This is a genomic window from Rhizobacter sp. AJA081-3 (genome assembly GCF_017795745.1).
Lineage (GTDB): Bacteria > Pseudomonadota > Gammaproteobacteria > Burkholderiales > Burkholderiaceae_C > Piscinibacter.
Genome location: NZ_CP059067.1, coordinates 2199161 through 2222929, shown reverse-complemented (window position 1 = coordinate 2222929; position 23769 = coordinate 2199161). Strand labels below are relative to the sequence as shown.

The window sequence follows — 23769 nt, the reverse complement described above, 5'->3', positions numbered from 1 at the left end:
AGCAGTTTCGAGTGAATCCAGACATGCAGCACAACACATCGACAGCCGCCGGCCACAACGTGGTCGTGGTCGGCACCCAGTGGGGCGACGAAGGCAAGGGCAAGGTGGTCGACTGGCTGACCGACCATGCCGAGGTCGTCGTGCGCTTCCAGGGCGGGCACAACGCCGGCCACACGCTGGTCATCAAGGGCGTGAAGACGGCTCTGCAGCTGATCCCCTCGGGCATCATGCGCGACGGCGTGGTCTGCTGCATCGGCAACGGCGTGGTGGTCGACCCGACCCACCTGCTGGCGGAGATCGAGCGGCTGGAAGGCATCGGACTGGAGGTGCGCTCGCGGCTGTTCGTGAGCGAGTCCTGCCCGTTGATCCTGCCGTTTCACGTCGAGGTCGACCGCGCCCGCGAGGCACTGCGCGAGACCAGCGGTGCCGGCAAGATCGGCACGACCGGCAAGGGCATCGGCCCGGCCTACGAGGACAAGGTGGCCCGTCGCGCGCTGCGCGTGCAGGACCTGAAGCACCCGCAGCGCTTTGCCGACAAGCTGCGCGAACTGCTCGCGCTTCACAACGTCGCGCTCGGCGGATACCTGAAGTCGAAGCCGCTGGAGTTCCAGCCCATCTACGACCTGGCGATGAAGGTGGCCGAGCAGCTCAAGCCGATGATGGCCGACGTGGGCTACATGCTGCACACCATCAACAAGCGCGGTGGCAACATCCTCTTCGAAGGCGCGCAGGGCACGCTGCTCGACATCGATCACGGCACCTACCCGTACGTCACGTCGAGCAATTGTGTCGCCGGCAACGCGGCGGCCGGTTCGGGTGTCGGCCCGGACATGCTGCACTACATCCTGGGCATCACCAAGGCCTACACCACGCGTGTGGGCAGCGGGCCGTTCCCGACCGAGCTGCCGATGGACGAACCCGGTACCGTGGGCCACCACCTCTCGACGGTGGGCCAGGAGCGCGGCACCGTGACCGGCCGGCCGCGCCGCTGCGGCTGGCTGGACGCGGCGGCGCTCAAGCGCGCGATCATCATCAACGGCGTGTCGGGTCTGTGCATCACCAAGCTCGACGTGCTCGACGGCCTGCCGGAGATCAAGGTCTGCGTGGGCTACGAGTTGCGTGGTCAGCGCATCGACATCCTGCCGCTGGACGCCGACGACGTGGCCGCCTGCGTGCCGATCTACGACACCTTCCCCGGCTGGAGCGGTACGACCTTCGGCGTGACCGACTGGGACGCGCTTCCGCTGAACGCGCGGCGCTACCTCGAGCGCGTGAAGGAGTTCATCGGCGCGCCGATCGACATGGTGTCCACCGGCCCGGACCGCGAGCACACCATCCTGCTCCGCCATCCTTACCGCGCCTGATTGAGTTTCGAGTGCGAGCCCCCATTTCATCTGGAGCCCTTTCATGCTGACCGACGACGGCAAACACCTGTACGTCTCCTGGGACGAGTACCACATGCTGATCGAGCGCCTGGCGCTCAAGGTGCATGCGTCGGGTTGGGAGTTCGACCAGATCCTCTGCCTGGCGCGCGGCGGCATGCGGCCCGGCGACGTGCTGTCGCGCGTATTCGACAAGCCGCTGGCGATCATGTCGACCAGCTCCTACCGCGCCGATGCGGGGACGATCCAGGGCCGCCTGGACATGGCCAAGTACATCACCCTGCCCAAGGGCGAACTTGCCGGCCGGGTGTTGCTGGTCGACGATCTGGCCGACTCGGGCGTGACGCTGCGCGCGGTGGTGGATCGTTTGCGTGGCATGCCGTCGATCAGCGAACTCCGATCGGCGGTCATCTGGACCAAGGGCGTGTCGAGCTACACGCCCGACTACTACGTCGAACTGCTGCCCACGAGCCCGTGGATCCACCAGCCGTTCGAGGAATACGACGATCTGCGCCCGGAAGGCCTGGCGAAGAAGTTCGTCATCTGACGCACGATCTGCATAACCATCGCGCAAACAAAAAGGCCAGCGCGTGCAGCGCTGGCCTTCTCTTGACTCTGTCTATCATCTGGTGCCCAGGAAGGGACTCGAACCCCCACGGTGTTACCCGCTAGTACCTGAAACTAGTGCGTCTACCAATTCCGCCACCTGGGCATTTCAGGAAGTCTTGGATCATATCATCAAAACAAACCAAATCTCAACAACCCCCGCGGTCGGCGCCGAGCTGATGAGCGAAGTCGAAGGCACGGTGCAGGGCCACCGCGACGGTCACGGTTTCATCGTGCGCGACGATCGACAGCCCGACATCTACCTGTCTCAACAGGAGATGCGCGCGGTGCTGCATCGCGACCGCGTCAAGGCGCGCATCATCCGCTACGACCGCAAGGGCCGGCCCGAAGGGCGCATCCTCGAGATCCTCGAGCGGCGCAAGGCTCCGATCATCGGCCGGCTGCTGCATGAAAGCGGCATCTGGTTGGTCGCGCCGGAAGACAAGCGCTACGGTCAGGACATCATGGTGCCCAAGAATGCGATCGCCAATGCGACCGCGGGCCAGGTGGTGGCCATCGAGCTGACCGAACCGCCGTCGATGTACTCACAGCCTGTCGGTCGCGTGACCGAGGTGCTCGGCGAGATCGACGATCCGGGCATGGAGATCGAGATCGCGGTGCGCAAGTACGAGGTGCCGCACCGCTTCTCGCCGGAGACACTCGCCCAGGCGGCCGCGCTGCCGGAGAAGATCCGCCCTGCTGACCGCAAGCACCGCATCGACCTGACCGACGTGCCGCTGGTCACCATCGACGGCGAGGACGCGCGCGACTTCGACGACGCGGTGTACTGCGAGCCTGCGAAGATCGGCCGCACCAAGGCGCCCAATGGATGGCGGCTGATCGTCGCCATCGCCGACGTCAGCCACTACGTGAAGCCGGGCGAGCCGCTCGACGACGACGCCTACGAACGCGCCACCTCGGTGTACTTTCCGCGCCGCGTCATCCCGATGCTGCCGGAGAAGATCTCCAACGGCCTGTGCTCGCTGAATCCGAACGAAGACCGGCTGGCGATGGTGTGCGACATGATCGTCGACGCCACAGGCGAGGTGCATGCGTACCAGTTCTACCCTGCGGTGATCTGCTCGCACGCGCGCTTCACCTACACCGAGGTGGCCACGATCCTCGGCAACACGCGCGGCCCGGAGGCGGCGCGGCGCGCCGAGCTCGTGCCGCACCTGCTGCACCTGCACGAGGTCTACCGCGCGCTGCTCAAGGAGCGCGGCCGCCGCGGCGCGATGGACTTCGAGACCACCGAGACGCAGATCGTCTGCGACGAGAACGGCCGCATCGAGAAGATCGTGCCGCGCACGCGCAACGATGCGCACCGGCTCATCGAGGAGGCGATGCTCGCCGCCAACGTCTGCTCGGCTGACTTCATCGCGCGCGCCAAGCACCCGGCGTTGTACCGGGTGCACGAAGGCCCGACGCCCGAGAAGCGCACGCTGCTGCAGAACTACCTGAAGGCGCTGGGCCTGGGCCTGGCGGTCAGCGAGGATCCTCAGCCCAAGGAGTTCCAGGCCATCGCCGCTGCGACCAAGGACCGACCCGACGCGCTGCAGATCCACACCATGCTGCTGCGTTCGATGCAGCAGGCCATCTACACCGGCACCAATGCCGGTCACTTCGGCCTGGCCTACGACGCCTACACCCACTTCACCAGCCCGATCCGGCGCTACCCCGATCTGCTGGTGCACCGCGTCATCAAGGCGCTGCTGCACGGCAAGCGTTATCACCTGCTCAGCGGCGCCGTCGAAGAAGCGCCCAAGGTGCGCCAGGGCGGCAAGACGGTGAAGGGGCCGAACGTCGAGCTCGAGCACTGGGAAGCCGCCGGCGTGCATTGCAGCACCAACGAGCGCCGGGCCGACGAGGCCTCGCGCGACGTCGAGGCCTGGCTCAAGTGCCGCTACATGCGCGAGCACCTCGGCGAGGAGTTCGCCGGCACCGTGACCGCGGTCACGAGCTTCGGCCTGTTCGTGACGCTGGATCCACTCTATGTCGAGGGCCTGGTGCACATCACCGAGCTCGGCGGCGAGTACTACCGCTTCGACGAGGCACGCCAGGAACTGCGCGGCGAGCGCAGCGGCGTGCGCTACATCGTCGGCGCGCGGGTGCGGGTGCAGGTCAGCCGCGTCGACCTGGACGGCCGCAAGATCGACTTCCGCATGGTGCGCGAGGGCGAAGACGATGCGGCCCGCCTGCGCACGCGGCGCGAACGCGTGCCGCAGGCCCAGGCCGGCGACGAACTCGCCAGGATCAAGGCTGCCGACCGCGCCACCAAGGCCGCCACGAAGGCCAAGTCGCGCCCGGCCAAGGGGGGCTCGGCGCACCCGGTGCGTGCCGCCAAGGCGACGGCGCGCAAGGCCTCCACCGCACCGCGCAGCAGCAAGCGGCGCTGAGTCGCTTCAGCGCGCCGCGATGGCGGCCATGCGCTCGATGAGGTCGCCAGCTCGCAACACGGGCTGGGCGGCTTCGTCGGCCGCGAAGCCATGCAGCCAGACGGCGTGGAGCGCGCTCTGCCAGGCCCGCTCGATGGGGTCGGGCTCGGTGCGCTGGGCCCAATGGCCGCCGATCCAGCCGGCCAGCACGTCGCCAGTGCCGGCGGTGGCCAGCGAAGCGTTGCCGCTGGCGTTGATGCGTGTCGAGCGCCCCGGCGCCGCGAGCACCGACCCCGATCCCTTGAGCACCACCACGCAGTCAAGAGCCGCAGCGAGCGCCTCCGCGGCACCCAGCCGGTCGGACTGGACTTCGACGCTGCCGCGGCCGAGCAAGCGTGCCGCCTCGAGAGGATGGGGCGTGACCACCGTGGGCAGGCCCCTGGAGCCGCGCAGGCGCACTTGCTGCCGCAGCATCTCGTCGCTGGCCACCAGGTTCAGCGCATCGGCGTCGAGCACGAGTCGGGCACTGTGCGCCAGCAGTCGCGGCAGTGCGGCGCGAACGGCATCTCCGCCGCCGCAGCCGCAGACCACGGTGGCGAGCTTCAAGGCTTCGGTAGCGACCCCAGCCGTCCAATCGCGTCGCAGCATCAACTCGGGGCGCACGACGTCGAAGCCCGCGGCGCTCGCATCCAGCAACTCGACGAAGACGCGGCCCGCGCCCGCGGCGTGCGCTGCGCGGGCTGCCAGCAGCGCCGCGCCGGCCATGCCGGCTGCGCCACCGACCACGGCCACATCGCCGAAGCTGCCCTTGTGCTGGTCGTGGCGGCGGGGAGGAGCGCCGCTCGCCTGAGCGCCGCCGATCCAGGCCCGCGGCGACTCGGCGAAGGTGTCGATGCCCAACGCATCCAGCCATACCGTCACCGCCCGGTCGCGCCCATGCGCCGTGAACAGCCCTGGCTTGAGCGTCAGCAGGCTCAGCACGTGATCGGCCCGGACGCAGGCGCCTGGCATGTGGCCGGTATCCGCATCGAGACCCGAGGGCAGGTCGACGGCCAGCACCGGGCACGTCAGTGCGGCCAGATCCTCGATCGCGGCGAGCAGGGGGCCGGCCTGCACAGGTCGGGCGCCGATGCCCAGCAGGGCGTCGATCGCGAGGTCCCGCGGACGCAGCGCCGTTGGGCGAGCCGGGTCGATGGCCACGCCGGCGGCCCGGGCGCGTTGCAGGGCATCGATCGCGTCAGACGCGGCCGGCTCGGCCGCCAGCAGCACCTCGACACGCTTCCCGGCGTGATGCAGGTGGATTGCCGCGTCGAGCCCATCACCACCGTTGTTGCCGGGCCCCACGACGATGCGGATGCACTGCGCGTGCGGAGCCAGCGCCAGCGCAAGCCGCGCCACCGCGGCGCCGGCGCGCTGCATCAGCATGTGCGGTGGCAGCCCAGCCAGCGCTGCGGCCTCGATGCGCCGAGTGCGAGCGACATCGAACAGCGGCAAGTCGGGGATGAGGGCGTCGATTCGTTGCATGGTCCGTCTCGTCACCCAGGGAGCGTATCAGCGCAGTCGCTCGATCCCCAGCCCCTCGAGGCTGATCGGTGCCTCGCGGCCCGCCATCGTTTGCGCCAGGGCAAAGGCCGATCCGCAGGCCAGCGCCCAGCCGCTGGAGCCATGGCCGAGGTTCAGCCAGATGCCCTCCAGCCCGCTGGCGCCGAGCACCGGCGGACCGTCGGGCAGCATGGGGCGCGCACCTTTCCAGCGCTGTGCCTGGCTCATGCGCGGTGCGCCGGGGAACCAGTCGTTGAGCACCTTGTAGAGCGTCTCCAGTGCACGCGGGTCGTGCTTGTCCAGCGACCCGCCCAGCTCGGCGCTGCCGGCCACCCGCACGCGCGAGCCGATGCGGCTGATGGCGACCTTGTAGCGTTCGTCCATCAGCGCGGCGCGTGGGGCGCGTTCGGCCATGCTGTCCTCCGCGCGCAGCGGCGCCGTCACCGAGTAGCCATGCACGGCGCGCAGCGGCAGCTTCAGGCCGTGCGGCCGCAGCAACTCGGGCGAGCCCATCGCCGCACACACCACCACGGCATCGAACTCTTCGGTGATCGGCTCCAGCGGGGCCGGTTCGGTCTGCGGATCGCTGCCGCCCGAAGGTGCCGGGTCGATCACCAACTGCGTCGATTCGGCCGGCGGCATGTAGCGATGCACCACCTGCGGCGTCTTGCCGGGCACGATGCCCTGCACCACGGTGTGGAAGCACCAGCGCGCGCCGAGGTCCTGAGCCTCGGTGCGCAGCAGGTGGGCGAACTGCCGACAGTTGCCGACCTCGTCGTCGGGCAGGTGGATGCCGGCGTGCAGCGCGGTGTCGGGGTTGAGCGCCGGCTCCAGCGTGCGGCACTGCGCAGCGTCGACGAGGTGGAAGCGGCCGCCGAGTTCGGTCAGCAGCTTCAGCCCGGCACGCGCGGAGGCCAGTTCCTTCGGGCTGCGCAGCAGCACCAGGTAGCCCGATTCGCGCTCGTACTCGAGCTGCAGTCGCGTGGTCAGCTCGTGCAGGCGGTGGCGGCTGAACACGGCCAGGCGCTGCATGCGTGTGCGGTTCGCCAGCCAGGTGTCGTGCCGGCAGGCCCGCCACCAGCGCCACAGCCAACCGGGCAGCGACGGGTCGAGGCCGGGCCGCACGCGGATGGCGGCGTGGCGTCTGAACATCATGCCCAGCACCTTCATCGGCATGCCCGGAGACGCCCAGGGCGTGACGTAGCCCGGCGCGACCACGCCCGCGTTGGCGAAGCTGGCCTCGGCCGCCACACTGCCGCGGCGCTCGAACACGGTGACCTCGTGGCCGTCGGCGGCGAGTTCGTACGCGGTGGTGACGCCGACGATGCCGGCACCGATGACAGCGACGCGCATGCTCAGCGCTTCTGCGGCGCGAGCGCCGCTTCGATGGCCAGCGAGGCGCCGAGCACGTCGTCGTCGCGCATCGCCGAGCTCCAGACCATCAGCCCGACCGGCATCTCGCCCGGTGCCTGGCAAGGCAGCGACAGGGCGCAGCCATCGAGGAAGTTCACCGCGCTCGGGTTGCGCAGCAGCATGCCGTTGGTGGCGAAGAAGGCGTCGTCGCTGGCCAGCAGCGGCGCCAGCGGGGGGGCGACGATCGGCACGGTGGGGCTGAGCAGGGCGTCGAAACCGGCCATCGCCGTTTCGGTGCGGGCGATCCAGTCGCGTCGTGCCCACATCAGCTCGACGTAGTCCGCCGCGCTCAGGCGTTCGCCGCGACGGATGCGCATGGCCACGCGTGGGTCGTAGCGCTGGCCGTCTCGGGCCAGCCGCTGGCGGTGCCAGGCCCAGCTTTCCGCCGCCGAGAACCCGCCGGCGGCATTCAGCCCGGCCAGTTCGGCCAGCGAGGCCAGGGGGATCTCCTCCACGTGGGCGCCGGCCTGGCGAAGCGTCGCCAGCGCACGCTCGAAGGCGCGCGACACGGCAGGCTCCAGGGCGTCGAGCATCACGGTCGTGGGCACGGCCAGCCGCAGCGCGCTGACGGGGCGGTTGGTCGGGGCGAGGCGGCGCTGCGCCAGCACCTCGTGCAGCACGACAGCGTCGCGCACCGAACGCGTGATCGCGCAGACGGTGTCGAGCGTGGTCGACAGCGGAATCGCGCCGTCGGTGGGCACCAGGCGGGCGGTGTTCTTGAAACCCACCAGCCCCTGCAGCGCGGCCGGGATGCGGATCGAGCCGCCGGTGTCCGATCCCAGTGCCGCCCAGGCGGCGCCGGCCGCCACGCTCACCGCGCCGCCGGAGGTCGATCCGCCGGGCACACGCGGCGTCGGGTCGAGCTTCGCCGTGGCGGCATTGGCGGGCGTGCCGTGGTGCGGGTTGATGCCGACACCCGAGAACGCAAACTCGCTCATGTTGGTGCGGCCGATGAATGCCGCGCCGGCGGCGCGCAACCTCGCCACTGCGGGGCAGTCGAGCGTGGCGGGCGCGTCCGAGGCCATGACGACACTGCCGGCGGCCGTCACTTCGCCGGCCACGTCGAACAAGTCCTTCACGCTGACGGCCAGCCCGGCCAACGGTGCGCCCGGTGCACCGCGCGAGGCCTGCTCGCGGGCGCTGGCGAACGAGGTGCTGATGAAGGCGTGCCGGCAGGCGTCGCCGCGGGCGGCTTCAATGCTGCGCTCCAGCAGTTCGAGGCGGTCCAGCGAGGCGGCGGCAATGCCCGCGCGGGTGGAGCAAAGGTCTTCGGCCATGTGGCGTGGTATAGTCTTCGGGTTTGTCTGGGGGCTCTTCCCCGGATGAATCACTCGCGAAGCCGGCCACTGAAGGTGTCGCGGTGTCGCTCTCGACGCAAATGTGTCGTGCAGTGTCGCCGCGATTCGGGCCGGATTCTAGAACCAACCTTTGGAGTCTTCATGACCATCAGCATGCGTGAAATGCTGGAAGCCGGTGTCCACTTTGGCCACCAGACGCGCTTCTGGAACCCCAAGATGGCCCCGTACATCTACGGCCATCGCAACAAGATCCACATCATCAACCTCGAGAAGACGCAGCCGCTCTTCAACGAGGCGATGAAGTTCATCCGCCAGCTCAGCGCCAAGCGCGGCACCATCCTGATGATCGGCACCAAGCGCCAGGCGCGCGAGGTCATCAACCTCGAAGCGCACCGCTGCGGCATGCCTTTCGTCGACCAGCGCTGGCTCGGCGGCATGCTGACCAACTTCAAGACCGTCAAGGGGTCGCTGAAGAAGCTCAAGGACATGCAGGCGCAGATCGAGTCCGGCACCGAGATCCGCATCAAGAAGGAAGCGCTGATGTTCCAGCGCGAGCTGGCCAAGCTCGAGAAGGACATCGGTGGCATCCAGGACATGAACGCGCTGCCCGACGCGCTGTTCGTCATCGACGTCGGCTACCACAAGATCGCGGTTGCCGAAGCCAAGAAGCTGGGCATTCCCATCATCGGCGTGGTCGATTCGAACCACTCGCCCGAAGGCATCGACTACGTGATCCCTGGCAACGACGACTCGTCCAAGGCCGTGGCGCTGTATGCCCGTGCCGTGGCCGACGCGGTGCTCGAAGGCAAGGCCAACGCGACCAACGAGGTCGTGCAGGCTGCCGGCGCCGAAGGCGACGAGTTCGTGGAAGTCGAGAACGCGGCCTGACGCGTCTTGCCCCGACTCGCCTCGCAGCGAGCCAAGAAAGGGGCTGCTACAGCCCCTTTTTTTCGATGTCCGACTAGCGAAACGAATGCCGCGGCCCACCCGGCGCGGTTTCAAGATTCACGGAGAACTGATATGCCCGCAATCACCGCCAGCATGGTCGCCGCTCTGCGCGCCAAGACCGACGCGCCGATGATGGAATGCAAGAAGGCCCTCACCGAGGCCGACGGCGACATGGATCGCGCCGAAGAGATCCTGCGTGTCAAGCTCGGCAACAAGGCCGGCAAGGCCGCTGCCCGCATCACCGCCGAGGGCGTCGTCGCCGCCGCGGTGGACGGCACGACCGGCGCGCTGGTCGAGGTCAACTGCGAGACCGACTTCGTCTCGAAGAACGAATCCTTCCTCGCCTTTGTCAAGGCCGCGGCCGAACTGGTCGCCAAGAGCAACCCGGCCGACGTGGCGGCGCTGTCGGCGCTGCCCTACGCGCAGGACGGCTTCGGACCGACGCTGGAAGACGTGCGCAAGGGCCTGATCGGCAAGATCGGCGAGAACATGGCGATCCGCCGCTTCAAGCGCTACGCCGGCGGCGGCAGCCTGGCCCACTACCTGCACGGCACGCGCATCGGCGTGATGGTCGAGTACGCCGGCGACGGCGTGGCGGCCAAGGACGTGGCCATGCACGTGGCAGCGATGAAGCCCGCGGCGCTGTCGCTGGCCGAGGTGCCCAGCGAGCTGGTCGACAAGGAGCGCAAGATCGCCGCCGAGAAGGCCGCCGAGAGCGGCAAGCCGGCCGACATCGTCGCCAAGATGGTCGAAGGCTCGGTGCAGAAGTTCCTCAAGGAAGTCAGCCTGCTGAACCAGGTGTTCGTCAAGGCCGCCGACGGCAAGCAGACTGTCGAGCAGATGCTCAAGGGCGCCAAGACCGAGGTCAAGGGCTTCACGCTGTACGTGGTGGGGGAGGGCATCGAGAAGAAGGTCGACGACTTCGCGGCCGAAGTGGCGGCGCAGGTCGCGGCAGCCAAGGGCGCTTGAGGCGGCAGGCCGGGGAGCAGGGTGCCCCCGGCCGATTAGACTTGCGAGCCACAAGAACAGCACAGCGCCAGGAGCCCACCGCATGCCCGCTTACAAACGAATCCTGCTGAAACTCTCCGGCGAAGCCCTGATGGGCGACGATGCCTACGGCATCAACCGGGCGACCATCGTGCGCATGGTGCGCGAGGTGCAGGAAGTCACGCAGCTCGGCTGCGAGGTGGCGGTGGTGATCGGCGGCGGCAACATCTTCCGCGGCGTGGCCGGCGGATCGGTGGGCATGGACCGCGCCACCGCCGACTACATGGGCATGCTGGCCACGGTGATGAACTCGCTGGCCCTGGCCGACACCATGCGCCAGGAGGGCATGACGGCGCGCGTGATGTCGGCCATCGCCATCGAGCAGGTGGTCGAGCCATACGTTCGCCCCAAGGCGCTGCAGTACCTGGAGGAGGGCAAGGTCGTCGTGTTCGCCGCCGGCACCGGCAACCCCTTCTTCACCACCGACACCGCTGCCGCCCTGCGCGGGGCGGAGATCGGCGCGCAGATCGTGCTGAAGGCGACCAAGGTCGACGGCGTCTACAGCGCCGACCCCAAGAAAGACCCTAACGCGACCCGCTACACGCAGATCAGCTTCGACGAGGCGATCTCCAAGAACCTGCAGGTGATGGACGCCACCGCCTTTGCGCTGTGCCGCGACCAGAAACTGCCGATCAAGGTGTTTTCCATCTTCAAGCCCGGCGCGTTGAAGCGTGTGGTGCAGGGCGAGGACGAAGGCACGCTGGTGCACGTCTGACGCGCAAGCCGAAAGAGGCCAGACATGAGCATTGCCGACATCAAGAAGACTGCCGAGACCAAGATGGCCAAGACCATCGAGGCCTTCAAGGGCGAACTGCAGAAGATCCGCACCGGCCGAGCCCACCCGGGCATCCTCGACCAGGTGCACGTCGACTACTACGGCTCGATGGTGCCGATCAGCCAGGTGGCCAACGTCACCTTGCTCGATGCGCGCACGATCAGCGTGCAGCCGTGGGAAAAGGGCATGGGCCCGAAGATCGAAAAGGCCATCCGCGAATCCGACCTGGGCCTGAACCCGTCGTCGCAGGGCGATCTGCTGCGCGTGCCGATGCCCGCGCTCACCGAAGAGCGCCGCAAGGACCTGACCAAGGTCGTGCGCCACGCTGGCGAGGACGCCCGCATCGCCACGCGCAACCTGCGCCGCGACGCCAACGAGCACCTGAAGAAGCTGCTGAAGGACAAGGAGATCTCCGAGGACGACGAGCGCCGTGCCCTCGAGCAGCTGCAGCGCTTGACCGACGGCACGATCGCCGAGATCGACCGTCTCGTCTCGGGCAAGGAAGCCGAGATCCTGGCCGTCTGAGGTCCCGCGCCTGCTGAACATCGATCGCCGCATGCACCTTCGCGACGCCTCCTCCGTGACCCCGGATCCCGTGGTGCCCCGGCATGTCGCGATCGTGATGGACGGCAACGGCCGCTGGGCCAAGCGCCGCTTCCTGCCGCGCGTGTTCGGCCACAAGGCCGGCGTCGACACGCTCGTCAAGACGGTGCTGGCCTGCGCCGACCGCGGCATCGAACACCTCACCGTGTTCGCCTTCTCGTCGGAGAACTGGAAGCGGCCCACCGAGGAGGTGTCCTTTCTGATGGGGCTGGTGCTGGTGGCCGTCGAGAAGTACCTCGCCAAGCTGGCGTCCAATGGCGTGCGCATCCGCATGATCGGCGACCGCGGGCAACTGACCGACCGGCTGCGCCAGGCCTGCGACCGGGCCGAGTCGGCTACCCGCGACAACACGCGCATCACGCTCTGGGTGGCGTTCGCCTACGGTGGCCGCTGGGATGTCGTTCAGGCCTGCCAGCAGGCCATGCGCGACGGCATCGATCCTGCCCAGCTCGACGAGGCCACGCTCGGCCGCTACATGGCCTTCGGCGATGCGCCCGACCCCGACCTGCTCATCCGCACCGGCGGCGAACTGCGCATCAGCAACTTCCTGCTCTGGCAGCTCGCCTATTCCGAGCTGGTGTTCACCGATTGCCTCTGGCCCGATTTCGGCGAGACCGATCTCGATGCGGCGATCAGCGCCTTCGCGGCGCGCGATCGCCGCTTCGGCCTGGTGAAGACCGCGCCGGTGCAGGCGACCGGGACCTGAGCATGCTCAAGCAGCGGGTCATCACGGCCATCGTGCTGCTGGCGCTGTTGCTGCCCGCCCTGTTCGCTGCCTCGCCCTGGCCTTTCGCCGTGCTCACGCTGGTGCTGATCGGCGCGGCCGGCTGGGAATGGGGACGCCTCAACCAGGCCGGTGGCGCCTCGATCGCCATGGGCGTGCTGCTGGCGCTGGCCTGTGCCGATGCGCTGTGGTTCGGCTGGGCCACGCGTGCACCCGCCTGGGCCTGGTGGCCGGTGGCGGCCCTTTGGATCGTCGGCGGCGCGTTCGCGCTGCGCGGCGGCCCGGCCGGCTGGCCGCACATCCCCGTCGTGTTGCGCTGGGTGCTGGGGCTGCTGCTGCTGTGGGCGGCCTGGCTGGCCATCGCCAACGCGCGCAGCATCGGCATCAACTTCATCCTCTCGGTCTTCTGCCTGGTTTGGGTGGCTGACATCGCGGCCTACTTCGGCGGCCGCGCCTTCGGCCGCCGCAAGCTCGCACCAACCATCAGCCCGGGCAAGAGCTGGGAAGGCGTCTGGACCGGCATGGCCGGCGTGATTGTGCTGGCCTTCGTGTGGCGATGGATCGACAGCTCGCAGCCGGTCGATTCGCCCAGCCTGTTCAGTCGCATCGATGCCCGCTTCGGCTGGCCCGGCCTGCTCGCCGGCGCGGTACTGCTCGCGGCGATGAGCGTCGTCGGAGACCTGTTCGAGTCGCTGGTCAAGCGCAGCGCCGGCGCCAAGGACAGCAGTGGCCTGCTGCCTGGCCACGGCGGCGTGCTCGACCGTGTCGACGCCTTGCTGCCGGTGTTCCCGATCGCGATGGCCCTGGCCTCGACCTGAGTTCCGCATGAGCCGTCCCCACCTCCCGCTTCGCGTCTGCGTGCTCGGTTCCACGGGCTCGGTGGGCGCGAACACGCTCGACGTGATCGCGCGCCACCCCGGCCGATTCGAGGTCTTCGCGCTCACCGGCGCGAGCCGCGTCGACGAACTCGCGGCGCAGTGCGTGCAATGGAAGCCGCGCTTCGCAGCGATGCCCGACGAGGCGCGTGCCCGCGTGCTGCGAGATCGCCTCGCGCAGGCCGGCCTGCGCACCGAAGTACTGGCTGGCGCCGACGCGTTGGAGCAACTGGCGGCGCACCCGGAGGTCGACGCGGTGATGGCGGCGATCGTCGGCGCCGCGGGCCTGGCCGCCTGCCTGGCCGCCGCGAAGGCGGGAAAGCGTCTGCTGCTGGCCAACAAGGAAGCGCTGGTGGTCGGCGGCGAGCTCTTCATGAACGCCGTGAAGCAGGGCGGCGCCACGCTGTTGCCGATCGACAGCGAGCATTCGGCGATCTTCCAGTGCCTGCCCGAAGACCGCAGCACCTGGGCCTCGCGCATCGACCACATCCTGCTCACCGCCTCGGGCGGGCCGTTCCGCGGTCGCGACCCGAGTACGTTACGCGATGTGACGCCGGACCAGGCCTGCGCGCACCCGAACTGGGTGATGGGGCGCAAGATCTCGGTCGACTCGGCGACCATGATGAACAAGGCGCTCGAGGTCATCGAGGCGCGCTGGCTTTTCGCGCTGCAGCCCGAGCAGATCCGTGTCGTCATCCATCCGCAGAGCATCATCCACTCGATGGTGGTGTGCCGGGACAACTCGGTGCTCGCCCAGTTGGGCACGCCCGACATGCGCGTGCCGATCGCCTACGGCCTGTCGTTTCCGCAGCGCATCGAGTCCGGTGCGTCGCAGCTCGATTTCACCAGCCTGTCCGCGCTGAGTTTCCATCCGCCCGACCACGCGCTCTACCCCGGTCTTGCACTGGCTTGGGAGGCACTGCGTGCGGCGCCCGGCAGCACGGCGGTACTCAACGCGGCCAACGAGGAGGCGGTCGCCGCGTTCCTCGCGGGAACCATCCGCTTCGACCAGATTCACACGGTCAATGCCGGCACGATCGAAGCCGTGGTGCCGGCGAGCGACTCGGCCGCCTCGTTGCCGGGGCTGCTCGAGCTCGATGACCGCGCCCGCAGGCAGGCGCAGCAACTGGTAAGAGGCCTGCCGAGATGATCACCGTTGCTGCGTTCATCCTCACGCTGGCCGTGCTCATCGTGATCCACGAGTACGGCCACTACCGCGTGGCGATCGCCTGCGGCGTCAAGGTGCTGCGTTTCTCGGTCGGATTCGGCCGTGTCATCTGGCGCCGCCAGGCCAGCCCGCAGTCCACCGAGTTCGTGCTCTCGGCTTTGCCCCTGGGTGGCTACGTGCGCATGCTCGACGAGCGCGAAGGCCCCGTGGCACCCGGCGAGCTCGATCGCGCCTTCAATCGCAAGCCGCTGTGGCAGCGCAGCGCCATCGTTGCCGCCGGGCCGGTGGCCAACTTGCTGCTCGCCGTGCTGCTCTACGCCAGCGCCCACTGGATCGGCATGGACGAGCCCAAGGCCGTGATGGGCGCGCCCGTGGCCGCCAGCGTCGCCGAGCGCGCCGGGTTGCGCAGCGGCGACTGGGCACAGGCCTGGTCGGCGGACGGCACGCAATGGGACGACCTGCGCTCGATGAACGACCTGCGCTGGCAGCTCACGCAGGCCGTGCTCGCCGGCCAATCGCTGCATCTGATGGTGACCGACGCCCAGGGCCGCGGCCAGCGTCGGGTGGTTCTCGATCTCGACGGGCTCGGTGCACGCGAGGTGGATGCGCAACTGATGAAGCGCATCGGTCTGGGACCGGCCTTCAGCGAGCCGGTGCTCGGCGAAGCCAAGGCCGGCGGCCCCGCAGCGCGAGCCGGGCTGCGCGCCGGCGACCGTGTGCTGAGCATCGACGGCCAGCCGATCGACGACGCATCGCGCATCCGCGACCTCATCCGTGCCAGCGGCGCCAGCGGTGTCGCCCAGGCCATGGTCTGGCGTGTCGAACGTGCCGGCCAGACGCTCGAAGTGACGGTGACGCCGAACATTGCCAGCGACGGCAAGGCCAGCGTCGGCCGCGTCGAGGTCTACCCGGGCCAGCCGCCCCAACTGGTGCAAGTGCGCTACGGCGCCTTCGAGGGCCTGTCGCGCGCCGCCGGCAAGACCTGGGAGATGTCGACGCTGACGCTGCAGATGCTCGGCAAGATGCTGATCGGCGAAGCCTCTCTGAAGAACCTCAGCGGACCGCTGACGATCGCCGACTACGCCGGCCAGTCGGTGCAACTCGGCCTGGCCTACTACCTGGGCTTCCTCGCCGTCGTCAGCGTGAGCCTGGGCGTGCTCAACCTGCTGCCGCTGCCGATGCTCGATGGCGGGCACCTGATGTATTATCTTTTCGAGGGTGTGACGGGGCGGCCGGTCTCCGAGTTGTGGCTGGACCGGCTGCAGCGTGGCGGGGTGGCCATCATGCTCATGATGATGTCCCTGGCTCTCTACAACGACGTGGCCCGCCTCCTGGGCCTGCACTGATCCCCCGACGCATGCCTTCTCCACGCCGCGCGCACGCCATTCGCCCGACCCTTCTCTGCATCGCCCTTGCCGCTGCGCTCCAGTCCGGCTCGGCCTGGGCGGTCGAGCCCTTCGTCCTGAAGGACATCCGCGTCGAGGGCCTGCAGCGCACCGACGCCGGCACGGTGTTCGCCTCGCTGCCGTTCCGCATCGGCGACACCTACAACGACGACAAGGGCGCCGCCGCGCTGCGCGCGCTGTTCGCCACCGGCCTGTTCAAGGACGTGCGCATCGACATCGACGAAGGTGTCGTCGTCGTGATCGTCGAGGAGCGTGCCGTCATCGCCGGCATCGACTTCGCCGGCCTGAAGGAGTTCGACAAGGAGACGCTGGTCAAGTCGCTGAAGGACTTCGGCATCGGCGAGGGCCTGCCCTTCGACAAGGCGCTGGCGGACCGCGCCGAGCAGGAACTCAAGCGCCAGTACCTGACGCGCAGCCTGTACGGCGCCGAAGTGGTGACCACCGTCACGCCGCTCGAGCGCAACCGCGTCAACGTGATCTTCACGATCACCGAAGGCACGGCCGCCAAGATCCGCGAACTGCGCATCGTCGGCAACAAGGTCTTCTCCGAAGGCACGCTGAAGAGCCTGTTCGACCTGAACGACGGCGGCTGGCTGAACTGGTACACCAAGGCCGACCGCTACTCGCGCTCCAAGCTCAACGCCGACCTCGAGACGCTGCGCGCCTACTACCTGAACCGCGGCTACCTCGAGTTCAACGTCGACTCGACGCAGGTTGCGATCTCGCCGGACAAGCAGGACATCACGGTCACCATCAACGTGACCGAGGGCCAGCCCTACACCGTGACAGCGGTCAAGCTGGAAGGCGACTACCTCGGCAAGGAAGAAGACTTCAAGACCCTGGTGAAGATCAAGCCCGGCGAGCCCTACCGGGCCGAGGCCGTGACCGAGACCACCAAGGAGTTCTCCGAGCGCTTCGGCACCTTCGGTTTCGCCTTTGCGCGCATCGAGGCGCGGCCGGATATCGACCGCGCCAATGGTCGCGTGGTGCTCACCCTGGTGGCCGACCCGTCGCGGCGCGTCTACGTGCGGCGCATCAACGTGGCCGGCAACAGCCGCACGCGCGACGAGGTCATCCGGCGCGAGTTCCGCCAGTTCGAATCGTCCTGGTACGACGGGCAGAAGATCAAGCTGTCGCGCGACCGTGTCGACCGCCTGGGCTACTTCAGCGACGTCAACGTCGACACCGCCGAGGTCGCCGGCTCTCAGGATCAGGTCGACCTGACCATCAACATCAAGGAAAAGCCCACCGGCAACCTGCTGGTCGGCGCCGGCTTCTCCTCGGCCGACAAACTCTCGCTGACGGCCTCGATCAAGCAGGAGAACGTGTTCGGCTCGGGCAACTACCTGGGCCTGGAGGTCAACACCAGCAAGTCCAGCCGCACGCTGGTGCTCAGCACGCTCGATCCGTATTTCACGATCGACGGCATCTCGCGCGCCTTCGATCTCTTCTACCGCACCACCAAGCCGATCAACAGCCAGGGCGAGCAGTACCAGCTCGTCACGCCGGGCGTCTCGGTGCGTTTCGGCGTGCCGTTCAGCGAGTACGACACGGTGTTCTTCGGCATCGGCGCCGAGCGCACCGAGATCCGCGGCACCAATGCGATGCCGAACAACCTGTACCTTTACCGGCTGCAGTTCGGCGCGATCAGCAACTCGTTCCCCATCACGGTGGGCTGGACGCGCGACGAGCGTGACAGCGCGCTGGTGCCCAATGCGGGCAGCTACAAGCGTGTGAACTTCGACTGGACCTTCGCCGGCGACACGCGCTACCTGCGCACCAACCTGCAGTACCAGCACTACTGGCCGATCACGCGGCAGTTCACCTTCGCGGTCAACGGCGAGATCGGTTACGGCAAGGGCCTGGCCGGCCGGCCCTACCCGGTGTTCAAGAACTTCTATGGCGGTGGCCTGGGCACGGTGCGCGCGTTCGACCAGGGTTCGCTCGGCCCGCCGGACGTCACCGGCGCTTACATCGGCGGCAACCGCCGGCTGAACCTGAATAGCGAGCTGTACGTGCCGGTGCCCGGCGCCGGCAATGACCGCACGCTGCGCGTGTTCGGCTACTTCGACATCGGCAACGTCTGGGGCGAGAGCGAGAAGATCACCGCCGACAGCCTGCGTGCATCCACCGGCATCGGCCTGAGCTGGATCTCCCCGGTGGGGCCGCTCAAGCTCAGTTACGGGACGCCGATCCGCAAGCGTCCGAACGATAGAATCGAGAGACTCCAATTCCAGATCGGGACCGCGTTCTAATGAATACTTCCATCCTGAAGTCGACGGCTTGCGCAGCCTTGCTGGCGCTCGCGACGCTGGGTGCGCAGGCCCAGGAACTGAAGATCGGCTACGTGAATGCCGACAAGGTGCTGCGCGAGGCCGCTCCGGCCAAGGCCGCCCAGGCCAAGCTCGAGACCGAGTTCAGCAAGCGCGAAAAGGACATCGCCGACCTGGCCGGCAAGCTCAAGGCCGCCGGCGACAAGCTCGACAAGGACGCGCCCACGCTGTCCGAAGCCGAACGCAGCCGCCGCCAGCGCGACCTGGTCGAGCAGGACCGCGAGTTCCAGCGCAAGCGCCGCGAGTTCCAGGAAGACCTGACCCAGCGCAAGAACGAGGAACTTGCGTCCGTCGTCGAGCGCGCCAACAAGGTCATGAAGCAGATCTTCGACAGCGAGAAGTACGACCTGATCATCCAGGAAGCCGTCTTCGCCGGCCCGCGGATCGACATCACCGACAAGGTGATCAAGGCCCTGAACGGCCAGGCCGGCGCCAAGTAAGCCGGAGGCAGCGCAGATGGAAGTTGCTCTGCGTGACATCGCCGGGCAACTCGGCGGCGAGCTGATCGGCGACGCCAGCCTGCTCATCTCGCGCATCGGGCCGCTCGAAGGGGCGGATGCGCGCACCATCTCCTTCCTGGCCCACCCGAAGTACCGCTCGCAGCTGGCCGTCTCGCTGGCCGCATGTGTGATCGTCTCGCCGGCCCTGCGCGAGGCGGTGGCAGGCCGCAGCGCGGCCATCGTCACGCCCGATCCCTACCTCTACTTCGCCCGCCTGACGCAGTGGTGGGCGCGGCACATCCGCCCGGCGCCGCCGGCCGGCATCCATGCCAGCGCCGTCGTGCACGCCGATGCGCAGGTGGGTGAGGGCGCGTCGATCGGCCCGCTGTCGGTGATCGAGGCCGGCGCGGTGGTCGGTGCGCGAGCGCAGATCGGCGCTCACTGCGTGATCGGCGCAAACGCATCGATCGGCGAAGGCACTCGGCTGGCGCCGCGGGTGACGGTCGGCGAAGGCTGCCGCATCGGCGCGCGCGGCATCGTGCACAGCGGCGTGGTGATCGGCGCCGACGGCTTCGGCTTCGCGCCCACCGAAGGGCGCTGGGAGAAGATCGAGCAGCTCGGCGCTGTGCGCATCGGCGACGATGTCGAGATCGGCGCCAACACCTGCATCGACCGCGGTGCGCTCGACGACACCGTGATCGAGGACGGCGTCAAGCTCGACAACCTGATCCAGGTCGGCCACAACGTGCACATCGGCGCGCATTCGGCGATGGCCGGGTGCGTGGGCATCGCCGGCAGCGCAGTCATCGGCAGGCATTGCACGGTGGGCGGCGGCGCCATCGTGCTCGGGCATCTGACGCTGGCCGACCATGTGCATATCTCGGCGGCCTCGGTGGTGATGCGCTCGATCCGCCAGCCGGGACAGTACAGCGGCGTGTTTCCCATCGACGACAATGCGTCGTGGGAGAAGAACGCGGCCACGCTGCGCCAGCTTCACACCCTGCGAGACCGCATCCGAGCCCTCGAGAAGAACGAGACCACGCCGAGACAACCATGATGATGGACATCCACCAGATCCTGAAGAAGCTGCCGCACCGCTACCCCATCCTGCTGGTGGACCGCGTGCTCGAACTGGAGAAGGGGCTGCGCATCAAGGCGATCAAGAACGTCACCATCAACGAGGACTTCTTCAACGGCCACTTTCCCAAGCGCCCGGTGATGCCCGGCGTGCTGATGATCGAGGCGCTGGCGCAGGCCTCGGCGCTGCTGGCCTTCGAGACGCTCGGCCAGGAGCCCGACTCCAACACCGTCTATTACTTCGCCGGCATCGACAACGCGCGCTTCAAGCGGCCCGTCGAGCCCGGCGATCAGCTCGTGCTCGAGGCCACGCTCGAGCGCATGAAGTCGTCGGTGTTCAAGTTCAAGGGCCGCGCCCTGGTGGACGGCGAGGTGGCCGTGGAGGCCGACCTCACCTGCACGATGCGCAGCTTCACCTGAGGCCGAGACAGGGAGTCCGGGCACATGGCCAGCATCCACCCCACCGCCATCGTCGAGAGCGGCGCGCAGCTCGGCGAGAACGTCACGATCGGTGCCTATACCGTGGTGCGCTCGCAGGTGCGCATCGGCGAAGGCACGACGATCGGCCCTCATTGCGTGATCGAGGGCCGTACGACCATCGGCCGCGACAACCGCATCTTCCAGTTCAACTCCATCGGCGCGGTGCCGCAGGACAAGAAGTACGCCGGCGAGCCCACCGAGCTGCACATCGGCGACCGCAACATGGTGCGCGAGTTCTGCACCTTCAACCTGGGCACGGCGCAGGACGCGGGCGTCACGCGCATCGGCAACGACAACTGGATCATGGCCTACGTGCACATCGCGCACGACTGCCAGGTCGCCGACCGCACCACGCTGGCCAACAACACCACGCTGGGCGGTCATGTGCACCTGGGCGACTGGGTCACGGTGGGCGGGCTGACCGGCATCCACCAGTTCGTCAAGATCGGCGCGCACGTGATGGTCGGCTTCGGCAGCGCGGTGTCGCAGGACGTACCGCCCTACATGCTGGTCGACGGCAACCCGCTGGCCGTGCGCGGCTTCAACATCGAGGGCCTGCGCCGGCGTGGTTTCGATGCGCCGCGCATCGCCGCGGTCAAGCAGATGCACAAGCTGCTGTACCGCGAGGGCAAGACTTTCGAGCAGGCCCGCGAGGCGATCGAGGCGCTGGGCCGCGAAGAGCCGCATGCCGCAGGCGACGTGGCGCTGATGAGCGCCTTCCTCGCGGGCGCGACGCGCGGCATCGCGCGCTGATCCGCATGGACGCGGCCGCTCCGCGCTTCGCGATGGTCGCGGGCGAGGCCTCGGGCGACCTGCTCGCCGGCCTGCTGCTCGGCGGCCTGCGTGCGCGCTGGCCCGGACTGGTGGCCCAGGGCATCGGCGGGCCAAAGATGGCCGCGCAGGGCTTCGAGGCCTGGTGGCCGCACGACAAGCTGGCGGTACGCGGCTATGTCGAGGTGCTCAGCCACTACCGCGAGCTGGTCGGCATCCGCAACCAGCTCGCCGAACGCATCCTGGCGGCGAAGCCGGATCTGTTCATCGGTGTCGACGCGCCCGACTTCAACCTCGACCTCGAAACCCGCCTGAAGGCCGCCGGCATCCGCACCGTGCACTTCGTCAGCCCGTCGATCTGGGCCTGGCGCGGCAAGCGCATCGAGAAGATCCGCAACGCGGTCGACGCCGTGTTGTGCATCTTTCCGTTCGAGCCGGAGATCTACGCGAAGCAGGGCATCGAGGCGGTCTACGTGGGCCACCCGCTGGCCGACGCGATCCCGCTGGAGGTGCCGCGCGCGGCCAGCCGTGCGGCGCTGGGTATCGGCGACGAGACCGTGGTGGCGCTGCTGCCCGGCAGCCGCCGTTCGGAGATCCAGTACATTGCGCCGCGCCTGTTCGGTGCCGCGGCCGAGATGGCGGCCTTGCGCCCCGGTCTGCGCTTCATCCTGCCGGTGGTGCCGGGCTTGCGCCATCTGGTCGAGCCGCTGCGCAAGCTGCACGCCGACCGCGTGAGGGTGGAACTGCTCGACGGCCACTCGCACGAGGCCCTGGCTGCCTGCGACGTGACGCTTGTCGCCAGTGGCACGGCCACGCTGGAGGCGGCGCTCTTCAAGCGCCCGATGGTGATCGCCTACGCCATGCATGCGCTGAGCTGGCAGATGATGAAGCGCATGAAGTACCAGCCCTGGGTGGGCCTGCCCAACATCCTGCTGCGCGACTTCGCCGTGCCCGAGCTGATCCAGGGCGATGCCACGCCCGAACGGCTGGCGCATGCGGCCATCGCCTGGCTCGACGACCCGCAGCGTTGCGCCGCGCTGGAGAAGCGCTTCCAGGCGCTGCACCTGGAGCTCCGCCGCGACACCGCGCGCGCCGCCACCGATGCGATCGAGAAGATTCTTGCGCGCTGAGCAGCTCGGCCTGAGCTTCGACGTGCCCGGCCTGGTGGCCGGCGTGGACGAAGCCGGCCGCGGACCGCTGGCCGGGCCGGTGGTGGCCGCAGCGGTGATCCTCGATGACCTGAAGCCCATCAAGGGACTGGCCGATTCGAAGGCGATCAGCGCGCTCAGGCGCGAGCGCCTCTTCGACGAGATCCGCGCCAAGGCGCTGTGCTGCTGCATCGCCGAGGCCAGCGCGGCCGAGATCGACGAGCTGAATATCCTGCAGGCCACCATGCTGGCGATGCGCCGCGCGGTCGAGGGCCTGCGCCTGAAGCCCGCCAAGGTGCTGGTGGACGGCAACCGCATCCCGGTGCTGAAGATCCCGGCCGAGGCCATCGTGAAGGGCGATGCGAAGGTGAAGGCGATCTCCGCCGCCTCCATCCTCGCCAAGGTGCACCGCGACCGGCTGTGCCTCGAACTGCATGCGCAGCATCCGGAGTACGGCTTCGACGGCCACAAGGGCTACCCGACGCCCGAACACCTGGCGGCGCTGCGCGCGCACGGCGCCTGCCCGCAGCACCGGCGCACGTTCGGACCGGTGCGCGACCTGCTCGAGGGCTGAGGCCATGGCCGACGCCCGCCACCTCAGTTCGCGCGACAACCCGCTGCTGGTGCGGGTGCGCAAGCTCGGCGCCGACCCCGGTGCCTACCGCAAGCTTGGCGAGGTGTGGCTGGAGGGCGATCACCTGTGTTCGGCGTTCGCGCAGCGCGGCGGCCGGGCGGTGCAGGCCATCGTCAGCACGACCGGTTGGGAGCAGCCGGCACTGCGTGCCCTGGCAGGCCAGGCGGCGGCGGTGGCGATCGTGCCGCCGGAACTGATGGCGGGGCTGAGCGCCCTGGAGTCGCCGCCGGAGATCGGCTTCGTCGTCACCACGCCGACGGCGCCGGCGCTCGCCCCCGACCAGCCTTCGGTGGTGCTCGACCGGCTGCAGGACGCCGGCAACGTCGGTGCCATCCTGCGCAGCGCCTCGGCCTTCGGCTTCACGCAGGTGCTGGCGCTCAAGGGCACGGCGGCGCTGTGGTCGCCCAAGGTGCTGCGTGCCGGCATGGGCGCGCATTTCGCGCTGCGCCTGGTCGAGGGGCTCGAAGCCGCGGCCATGGCCACCCTGCGCGTGCCGCTGCTGGGCACCAGTTCGCACGCCGCGCAGGCGCTTCACGAGGTCGATCTGCCGTGGCCTTGCGGATGGGTTCTCGGCCACGAAGGGCAGGGCGTTTCGGCGGCACTGCAGCGGCAATGCGCAATGGCGCTGCGGATCCCGCAACCGGGCGGCGAGGAGTCGCTGAACGTCGCCGCGGCGGCGGCGGTGTGCCTGTACGAATCGGCGCGCCAGCGCGCTCGCTGAGCG

At 68.7% G+C, this 23769-nt stretch carries 22 protein-coding genes and 1 tRNA gene; 19 read left to right on the top strand and 4 right to left on the bottom strand.

The features are described from left to right. The first annotated feature begins 23 nt into the window (after nt 1-23). Both HZ992_RS10590 and HZ992_RS10585 read left to right on the top strand, forming a co-directional pair. A complete protein-coding gene (locus tag HZ992_RS10590; RefSeq protein ID WP_209386603.1) occupies nt 24-1364 on the top strand; it encodes an adenylosuccinate synthase in 1341 nt (446 codons plus the stop codon). Nucleotides 1365-1407: 43 nt separating this feature from the next. Further along, nucleotides 1408-1929, top strand: coding sequence for a phosphoribosyltransferase (locus HZ992_RS10585; RefSeq protein WP_209386602.1), 522 nt, complete (start codon nt 1408-1410; stop codon nt 1927-1929). An 80-nt stretch (nt 1930-2009) separates the two neighbouring features. Here HZ992_RS10585 and HZ992_RS10580 read toward each other — a convergent pair. Further along, a tRNA-Leu gene (locus HZ992_RS10580) sits at nt 2010-2094 on the bottom strand. 40 nt (nt 2095-2134) lie between these two features. Between HZ992_RS10580 and rnr the strand changes: the two genes are divergently transcribed. Continuing rightward, nucleotides 2135-4384, top strand: a complete 2250-nt coding sequence (gene rnr / locus HZ992_RS10575; protein ID WP_245213484.1) for a ribonuclease R — start codon at nt 2135-2137, stop codon at nt 4382-4384. A 6-nt stretch (nt 4385-4390) separates the two neighbouring features. On the opposite strand, the gene HZ992_RS10570 is transcribed toward rnr, so the two are convergent. Genes HZ992_RS10570 through HZ992_RS10560 form a run of 3 tightly spaced genes read right to left on the bottom strand, consistent with a single transcriptional unit; the run spans nt 4391 to nt 8595 of the window. Further along, nucleotides 4391-5887, bottom strand: a complete 1497-nt coding sequence (locus tag HZ992_RS10570) for an NAD(P)H-hydrate dehydratase (RefSeq protein ID WP_209386600.1) — start codon at nt 5885-5887, stop codon at nt 4391-4393. Nucleotides 5888-5914: 27 nt separating this feature from the next. Further along, nucleotides 5915-7258 carry an FAD-dependent oxidoreductase gene (locus tag HZ992_RS10565; protein WP_209386599.1) on the bottom strand — a complete coding sequence of 448 codons (1344 nt, stop codon included), beginning with the start codon at nt 7256-7258 and terminating at the stop codon, nt 5915-5917. A 2-nt stretch (nt 7259-7260) separates the two neighbouring features. Beyond that, nucleotides 7261-8595 carry an amidase gene (locus tag HZ992_RS10560; RefSeq protein WP_209386598.1) on the bottom strand — a complete coding sequence of 445 codons (1335 nt, stop codon included), beginning with the start codon at nt 8593-8595 and terminating at the stop codon, nt 7261-7263. A 162-nt stretch (nt 8596-8757) separates the two neighbouring features. Here HZ992_RS10560 and rpsB point away from each other — a divergent pair, with 162 nt between their 5' ends. From rpsB to HZ992_RS10480, 16 genes are all read left to right on the top strand, one after another. Further along, a complete protein-coding gene (gene rpsB / locus HZ992_RS10555) occupies nt 8758-9504 on the top strand; it encodes a 30S ribosomal protein S2 (RefSeq protein WP_209386597.1) in 747 nt (248 codons plus the stop codon). Between the two features lie 132 nt (nt 9505-9636). Further along, nucleotides 9637-10533, top strand: a complete 897-nt coding sequence (gene tsf / locus HZ992_RS10550) for a translation elongation factor Ts (RefSeq protein WP_209386596.1) — start codon at nt 9637-9639, stop codon at nt 10531-10533. Nucleotides 10534-10615: 82 nt separating this feature from the next. Beyond that, entirely contained in the window at nt 10616-11326 is a 711-nt protein-coding gene (gene pyrH / locus HZ992_RS10545) for a UMP kinase (protein ID WP_209386595.1), read from the top strand. 24 nt (nt 11327-11350) lie between these two features. After that, the gene (frr, locus tag HZ992_RS10540) at nt 11351-11911 is read left to right on the top strand and encodes a ribosome recycling factor (RefSeq protein ID WP_209386594.1); all 561 of its coding nucleotides are present in this window, start codon (nt 11351-11353) and stop codon (nt 11909-11911) included. A gap of 31 nt (nt 11912-11942) precedes the next feature. After that, a complete protein-coding gene (uppS, locus tag HZ992_RS10535) occupies nt 11943-12695 on the top strand; it encodes a polyprenyl diphosphate synthase (protein WP_209386593.1) in 753 nt (250 codons plus the stop codon). 2 nt (nt 12696-12697) lie between these two features. Further along, complete coding sequence (locus HZ992_RS10530; protein WP_209386592.1) at nt 12698-13531, top strand: phosphatidate cytidylyltransferase; 834 nt, start codon at nt 12698-12700, stop codon at nt 13529-13531. 7 nt (nt 13532-13538) lie between these two features. Then, nucleotides 13539-14738: a 1-deoxy-D-xylulose-5-phosphate reductoisomerase gene (gene ispC, locus HZ992_RS10525; RefSeq protein WP_209386591.1), complete on the top strand. Its 1200-nt coding sequence runs from the start codon at nt 13539-13541 to the stop codon at nt 14736-14738. Further along, on the top strand, nt 14735-16102 hold the full coding sequence (gene rseP / locus HZ992_RS10520; RefSeq protein ID WP_209386590.1) for an RIP metalloprotease RseP: 1368 nt from the start codon (nt 14735-14737) through the stop codon (nt 16100-16102). The genes ispC and rseP overlap by 4 nt, the downstream gene beginning before the upstream one ends. 11 nt (nt 16103-16113) lie before the next feature. Then, complete coding sequence (bamA, locus tag HZ992_RS10515; protein WP_209386589.1) at nt 16114-18417, top strand: outer membrane protein assembly factor BamA; 2304 nt, start codon at nt 16114-16116, stop codon at nt 18415-18417. Continuing rightward, nucleotides 18417-18935, top strand: a complete 519-nt coding sequence (locus tag HZ992_RS10510) for an OmpH/Skp family outer membrane protein (protein WP_209386588.1) — start codon at nt 18417-18419, stop codon at nt 18933-18935. Before bamA ends, HZ992_RS10510 begins: the two co-directional genes overlap by 1 nt. A gap of 16 nt (nt 18936-18951) precedes the next feature. Continuing rightward, a complete protein-coding gene (lpxD, locus tag HZ992_RS10505; RefSeq protein WP_209386587.1) occupies nt 18952-19992 on the top strand; it encodes a UDP-3-O-(3-hydroxymyristoyl)glucosamine N-acyltransferase in 1041 nt (346 codons plus the stop codon). Next, entirely contained in the window at nt 19992-20432 is a 441-nt protein-coding gene (gene fabZ, locus HZ992_RS10500; protein ID WP_209387126.1) for a 3-hydroxyacyl-ACP dehydratase FabZ, read from the top strand. Before lpxD ends, fabZ begins: the two co-directional genes overlap by 1 nt. 24 nt (nt 20433-20456) lie before the next feature. Continuing rightward, a complete protein-coding gene (gene lpxA, locus HZ992_RS10495) occupies nt 20457-21245 on the top strand; it encodes an acyl-ACP--UDP-N-acetylglucosamine O-acyltransferase (protein WP_209386586.1) in 789 nt (262 codons plus the stop codon). Between the two features lie 5 nt (nt 21246-21250). Further along, the gene (lpxB, locus tag HZ992_RS10490; RefSeq protein WP_209386585.1) at nt 21251-22393 is read left to right on the top strand and encodes a lipid-A-disaccharide synthase; all 1143 of its coding nucleotides are present in this window, start codon (nt 21251-21253) and stop codon (nt 22391-22393) included. Further along, complete coding sequence (gene rnhB, locus HZ992_RS10485) at nt 22365-22985, top strand: ribonuclease HII (RefSeq protein ID WP_209386584.1); 621 nt, start codon at nt 22365-22367, stop codon at nt 22983-22985. The genes lpxB and rnhB overlap by 29 nt, the downstream gene beginning before the upstream one ends. Before the next feature lie 4 nt (nt 22986-22989). After that, nucleotides 22990-23766 (top strand): TrmH family RNA methyltransferase, encoded by a 777-nt coding sequence (locus HZ992_RS10480; protein ID WP_209386583.1) that lies wholly within the window; start codon nt 22990-22992, stop codon nt 23764-23766. The last annotated feature ends 3 nt before the right edge of the window (nt 23767-23769 follow it).